Here is a 6,714-nt window from a genome sequence, read left to right on the forward strand (position 1 = left end):
GATGTGCTTTGCAGCGGCCTAAACAATGCAGGCTGGCCTGTTGTACCCCCCAAAGCGACGATGTTTGTCTGGGCTCAAATTCCCGAGGCCTATCGTGAGTTGGGATCACTCGAGTTTAGCAAGAAATTGTTAAAAGACGCCAAAGTCGCCGTCTCACCGGGCATTGGGTTTGGTGAATATGGCGAGGGCTATGTCCGTTTTGGCTTGATCGAAAATGAACACAGAACTCGGCAGGCGATCCGCAACATCAAAAAAATGTTTAAAAACGACGGTTTGGTCGGTTAAGGGGAACGCAATGAAAACGATCAAACTGGGTATCTGCGGTTTGGGTACGGTGGGCAGCGGTACGGTCAACGTCCTCGCTGCCAGTGGTGAAGCGATTAACCGCAGAGCTGGCGCTGTTCTGGAAATTGCGCACATTGGTGCCCGCCGAGATAACGCGCTTTGTAATACCGCTGGTATTAAGGTCAGTCGCGATATTTTTGACGTTGTTGATGACCCCGAGATCGATATCTTGATTGAGCTTGTCGGCGGCACAACCGTTGCCAAAGAGCTTGTCGAGCGGGCGATCAAAGCGGGAAAGCACGTTGTCACTGCAAACAAGGCGCTGATTGCCGAGTGTGGCACTGAATTATTCGCTTTGGCGAGCGAACACGGTGTGGCCCTGCGCTATGAGGCCGCGGTTGCCGGTGGTATTCCCATCATTAAAGCTCTGCGCGAAGGGTTGGCGGGTAACGAGATCAACTGGCTTGCCGGTATTATCAACGGCACCACCAATTTTATTTTGACCGAGATGGGTACAGCCAAGCGCGCCTTCGAAGATGTGCTGGCTGAAGCGCAAGCTTTGGGCTACGCCGAGGCCGACCCGACCTTCGATGTTGAGGGTATTGATGCGGCGCACAAGCTCGTCATTTTGGCGGCGATTGCTTTTGGAATTCCGTTGAATATCAACGGCGTATACACCGAAGGCGTAACGCGTATAACCCCAGCCGACTTAAGTTTTGCCGAGGAGTTGGGTTACCGGATTAAGCACTTGGGTATTGCCAAGCTGACCGACGCAGGCGTGAACCTTCGCGTGCACCCCACTTTGATTCCTGAGGAGCAATTGCTATCGCGCGTAAACGGCGTCGAAAATGCCGTGCTAATTGATGGCTCTGCGGTCGGACCAACCCTTTATTGCGGTGCAGGTGCAGGTGCTGCTCCGACAGCGTCAGCTGTGGTTGCAGATATCGTGGATATTGCGCGAGAGCTGGCCGCTGATCAGTTGCCTCAAATTCCCGCCTTGGGTGTAGACGCCGACTCGATTACCGAGATCGACAGCGTGCCTATGGCTCAAGTGGTCACGCCCTGGTACTTGCGCTTGAATGTTCAAGACAAGCCCGGAGTCATGTCTAAGGTATCGAGTATCCTGAGCGAGCGAGGCATCAGCATTGAGGCTCTGATCCAAAAACCGCCCACTAAAGGTCAGCAAAGCGTGTCTTTAGTGGTGTTAACGAATCCAGCAGAGCAGGCGCAGTTACTGGGCGCAGTCGCTGAAATTGAAGCGCTAGAAACAACACTTTCAGACGTAATGCGTATTCGCGTTGAAACGCTGAAAGGTTAGTGAGAAAGAGGAAGTCATGAAATACATCAGTACCCGCGGTAAAGCGCCAGCGTTAAATTTTGAAGATGTTTTGCTCACCGGACTAGCATCAGACGGCGGTTTGTACGTTCCCGACCAGCTACCGAGCTTTAGTCAAGAACAAATTCGCTCATGGCGCTCGTTAAGCTACGCTGAGCTCGCTGCCGAAATCGTATATCCTTTTGTTGAGGATACGTTTTCTCGGGAAGAATTAGACAAGATTTTGGCGGATACGTACGCGGTATTTCGGCACGATGCGATTGCACCCATGGTGCAAATCGCTCCCAATCAATGGGTGCTAGAGCTGTTTCATGGGCCAACCCTGGCATTTAAAGACTTTGCTCTGCAATTGCTCGGGCGCCTGCTTGATGAGGTCCTCAAACGCCGTGATGAGCGCATTATGATCATGGGCGCGACCTCAGGTGATACGGGGTCGGCTGCAATCGAGGGCTGCAAACGATGCAGTAATATCGACATTTTTATTCTGCATCCGTATCAGCGCGTGTCGGATGTCCAGCGAAAGCAAATGACGACCGTTGTGGGTGATAATATTCATAACTTGGCCGTTCGCGGCAATTTTGACGATTGCCAAGCGCTGGTGAAAGCGACCTTCGGTGATCGCTCTGGTTTGCCAGCAGATCGGGGTCTAGTCGCGGTAAACTCGATTAACTGGGCCCGCATTATGGCTCAAATTGTCTACTATTTTTATGCCGCTTTGAGCGTAGGCGGTCCCGATCGCGCGGTCAGTTTTTCGGTGCCCACGGGTAATTTCGGTGACATTTTTGCCGGTTATCTCGCCAAACAAATGGGACTGCCGGTAGAGCAGCTGGTGATTGCCACAAATAAAAACGACGTGCTGCATAAAATGATGACCACTGGTGTCTACGACAAGATGTCACTGGAGGCTTCCCTATCCCCTAGTATGGACATCACGGTGTCGAGTAACTTCGAGCGCTTATTGTTTGATGTCTACGATCGTGACGGCGCGGCCATTGCAGATTTATTTGAACAGTTCAAAACTGAACCGATTCATTTCTCTGACACGGCGATGGCGCGCACTCGAGCCTTGTTCGCGAGTCATCGTGTTAGTGACGATGAAACCTGCGCTGAGGTTGCACGTTTGTGGCACGACTGCCAGTACTTGGCTGACCCGCATTCAGCCATCGGTGTCGCGGCAGCACGTGTTTACGGTAAGCCCGAAACTCCCATGATCACGTTGGCGACGGCTCACGCCGCGAAGTTCCCAAGCGCAATTGCTCAAGCCGGACTAGATTTTGCACCACCGTTGCCCGAGCACTTGGCGGATTTATTCGATCGCGAAGAGCGGTTTGACATAATCGATAACGACCTTGCAACCGTGCAGGCCTACATGTCTGCCCACGTGGCCAGCTAAATGGATTGGTCGGCTACCCTGATCGGCGGTTTTGATTCGCCTTTGATGGTGAAAGATTGGGTAGCTATTACCATATTTTTTGGTACTTGGTTTGCTTACGCGCGTATTGCAAAGTTTCGTGCTAAGCGGGAAAACACACTTTCCAGTATTATGCGCAAGCATCGAGAGCATTGGATGCGCCAGGTGATGCTGCGTGAGCAGCGTGTCAGCGATGCGACAATCTTGGGCAACCTAGAGCGGGTGGTGACTTTTTTTGCCTCAACGACGATTCTGCTGTTGGCCGGTACCTTAACGGCTATGATGTCGGCAGAGGGTCTGGTAGAGGTGATTAACTCAGCGCATCTCGCGGATTCAGCGTCGGCGGAGTCTGTTCGGGCTAAGCTCTTCTTTTTAGCGCTGATTTTCGTGTACGCTTTTTTCAAATTTACCTGGGCGGTTCGGCAGTACATTATGTGCGCTATTTTGTTGGGCGGGGCGCCTGTCCATCACGGAGAGCCGATCGGGTTGCCCTTGAGCGATGAGTTCGAGGCTTTCGCCCTGCGCGCGGCGAAGATGTCCGATCTGGCTAATCACGATTTTAATCACGGGTTGCGCGCTTATTACTTTGCGTTAGCCTTGCTGGGGTGGTTGATCAACGTCTGGGTTTTGCTTGGGGCCAGTTCTTTGGTTCTGTTCACTCTCGCGCAGCGCGAGTTTGCGTCAAAAGCGGTCCAAGTCCTGCGCGATCAGTAATTGAGTTCCTGCAATCAATTTGTCAGACTCTGTAACAAACGGAGGCTTTAGTTATGCGCGCGATTTTTCTGTTGGTGGCACTGATAGCTTCTGCAATTGCAGTCGCTCAGGAGCTGGGTTCGGGCGGGCGTCCTGTGGGGCCGGAGTATTCTCGCAGTCCCGTGTATGGCAAGAATGGTATGGCAGCGACCGCACAACCGCTGGCTTCTCAAGTGGCGCTAGATATCCTGAAAGAGGGCGGTAGTGCAGTTGATGCGGCCATTGCCGCGAATGCGGCTTTGGGTTTGATGGAGCCCACAGGTAACGGAATCGGCGGTGATTTGTTTGCAATTATTTGGGATCCAAAAACGCAAACACTCTATGGCTACAACGGGTCCGGGCGTTCCCCCATGGGACGAGATCTTCAGGAATTGAAAGGCGCAATTGCGCGGCTAAAACAAGAGCAGCGTTTGCCTAAAGACTATGAGGGAATTCCCTCACACGGATCTTTGTCGGTTACGGTGCCCGGGACGGTCGATGGTTGGTTTGCAATGCATGAACGCTTTGGGAAACTCCCGATGTCTGAGGTGCTAGCACCTGCTATCGATTACGCCCGCGATGGTTTTCCTGTCTCGCCAGTGATCGCTTATTACTTTGAGCGAAATTTAGCGCGTTTTAAGCAGGTGGCGCCGATGATAGAAGAGCTCGATAATGCCATGGCGACCTATTTTACGGACGGTAAGGCGCCATTGGTGGGCGAGGTGTTTCGCAACCCGGATCTGGCTGACACGCTTGCCTTACTTGCACAAGAAGGGCGCAGCGCTTTTTACTCCGGTAAGCTTGCACAAACCATCGACACGTATATGAAACGCATTGGAGGGGACTTGCGATTGACCGATCTGGAGGCGCATCGCGGCGAGTGGGTAACGCCCCTTGGTGTCAACTATAAGGGCTATACTTTGTATGAGCTTCCCCCCAACGGACAGGGGCTCGCGGCTTTGATGATGCTGTCGATCTTGAAGAACGTCGATTTCACGCAGTGGGAACGAGGCTCTCCTGAGGTGATGCATTACATGGTCGAAGCAAAACGCTTGGCTTTTGCCGATATGGCTGCAAGTTTTACCGATCCGGATTTTGCTGAGATACCTCTCAAGCAGCTCATTTCAGATGAATACGGTAAACAGCAGTTTCAGCGTATTCATCCCAAGCAAGCTGCCAATGATTACGGCCCAAGCGAAGTGTTGCTCGAGGGTGAGGGCGATACGACGTATCTTACGGTCGCCGATGCCTCGGGCATGATGGTGTCTTTGATTCAGTCAAATTACCGCGGTATGGGGTCTGGACTTGTACCTGATGGCCTGGGCTTTATGCTGCAGGATCGGGGTGAACTGTTTGCTTTGACCGAAGGGCACCCGAATGTATATGCGTCCGGCAAACGCCCTTTTCATACCATTATTCCAGCGTTCTTGATGCAGGGTGACAGACCTGTCATGAGTTTTGGTCTGATGGGAGGCGGCATGCAGCCGCAGGGTCATGTGCAGGTCCTGATTAATTGGTTGGTGTATGGCATGGATATTCAGGCGGCAGGAGATGCCGCGCGATTTTTACACGACGGCGGTGCGTCGCCCACGGATACGACCTACGAGGGCTATGGGGTACTTTATGTTGAACCGGGTGTAGCTCAAAGCACGGTAGAGCGTTTGCGAGCGATGGGGCATAGGGTGGAATACAATGATGCTGGCGCTATGTTTGGTGGTTACCAGGCAATTTATAGAAACCCCGAGACCGGTGTATATTCGGGTGCGACCGAGATGCGAAAAGATGGGACAGTAACGGCGTACTGAGCGAGTATTTGTGTCTAAATCACTTATCCAACGACGGCTAGATCCTCTGGGTGCGGGCTCGGATCTGCACGAGCGAGCCCTGTTCGCTAGGATTCTCGCAAGCCGTGGCGTGCGCTCTTGTGACGAGTTGGATTTAGGCTTTGGCGGTCTGCTTCCGCCCTCTGGCCTTTTAGGGGCCCGTGAGGCCGCTGCGCTTTTAGCTTCGGCGATGTCGAGAAACCAAAGGATTTTGGTTGTCGGTGACTTCGATGCCGATGGTGCTACCAGCGTTACCCTTTTTGTGAGTTGCATGGGAGCCTTTGGCTATGACGTGCAATATCTGGTTCCCAACCGCTTTGATTATGGCTACGGACTCACGCCAGAAATCGTTGAAGTGGCGACACAGTATGGGCCTGATCTGATTGTGACTGTCGATAATGGTATCGCGAGTCATGCAGGTATCGATTTAGCGAAAGCCAAAGGGTGGCAAGTGCTGGTGACCGATCATCATTTGCCGGCAGAGACACTGCCCAATGCCGATGTGATTGTAAATCCGAATCAACCTGATTGTGCCTTTCAAAGTAAGGCGCTTGCCGGCGTGGGTGTTATTTTTTACGTCTTGCTGGCGTTGCGCGCATATTTGCGGGACCAAGCCTGGTTCGAGGCTAAAGGTATAGCAGAGCCTAATTTGGCCGAGTTTCTGGATTTGGTGGCCTTGGGTTCGGTGGCGGATGTCGTGCCGCTGGATCGCAATAATCGAATTTTGGTCGAGCAGGGCTTGCGTCGCATGCGCTCAGGAATCATGCGGCCAGGCATACAAGCATTGTTAGAGGTCGCCAACAAGTCATGGCGGACGCTTGTCGCCCAGGACCTAGGTTTTGCTGTGGGGCCTCGCATTAACGCCGCAGGGCGTTTAGATGACATTTCTGTGGGTATTCGCTGCTTGCTGTCTCGCGATTTGTTCGAAGCCCGTGAGCTTGCAAATCGTTTGGATGAGTTCAATCGAGAGAGGCGTTTGATCGAGCACACCATGAAAGCCGACGCCCAGGTATTACTAGCGCAGCTGCCGGCCTTTGAGTCGGGCAAATTGCCCGCAGCCATTACCTTATACGATGCCTCTTGGCACCAGGGCGTGGTCGGTATCTTAGCTTCTCGTATCAAAGAAC

General features: G+C 52.8%; 6 protein-coding genes. All 6 read left to right on the plus strand.

Annotation, left to right across the window (positions count from 1 at the left end; translation table 11 throughout):
- Positions 1–285, plus strand: a 285-nt coding sequence (locus tag ACTF5Z_RS10780; RefSeq protein WP_438985633.1) for an aminotransferase class I/II-fold pyridoxal phosphate-dependent enzyme, incomplete at its 5' end; no start/stop codon positions are given.
- A gap of 10 nt (positions 286–295) precedes the next feature.
- Positions 296–1,603, plus strand: coding sequence for a homoserine dehydrogenase (locus ACTF5Z_RS10785; RefSeq protein WP_438985634.1), 1,308 nt, complete (start codon positions 296–298; stop codon positions 1,601–1,603).
- Between the two features lie 16 nt (positions 1,604–1,619).
- On the plus strand, positions 1,620–3,014 hold the full coding sequence (gene thrC, locus ACTF5Z_RS10790; RefSeq protein ID WP_423849240.1) for a threonine synthase: 1,395 nt from the start codon (positions 1,620–1,622) through the stop codon (positions 3,012–3,014).
- Entirely contained in the window at positions 3,015–3,746 is a 732-nt protein-coding gene (locus ACTF5Z_RS10795; RefSeq protein WP_438985635.1) for a DUF599 domain-containing protein, read from the plus strand.
- Positions 3,747–3,799: 53 nt separating this feature from the next.
- Complete coding sequence (gene ggt, locus ACTF5Z_RS10800) at positions 3,800–5,569, plus strand: gamma-glutamyltransferase (protein ID WP_438985636.1); 1,770 nt, start codon at positions 3,800–3,802, stop codon at positions 5,567–5,569.
- A gap of 10 nt (positions 5,570–5,579) precedes the next feature.
- Positions 5,580–6,714: DHH family phosphoesterase (locus ACTF5Z_RS10805; RefSeq protein WP_438985637.1), on the plus strand; the 1,135-nt coding region annotated here is incomplete at its 3' end.

This window comes from Aequoribacter sp., assembly GCF_965659035.1.
Taxonomy (GTDB): Bacteria; Pseudomonadota; Gammaproteobacteria; order Pseudomonadales; family Halieaceae; genus Aequoribacter.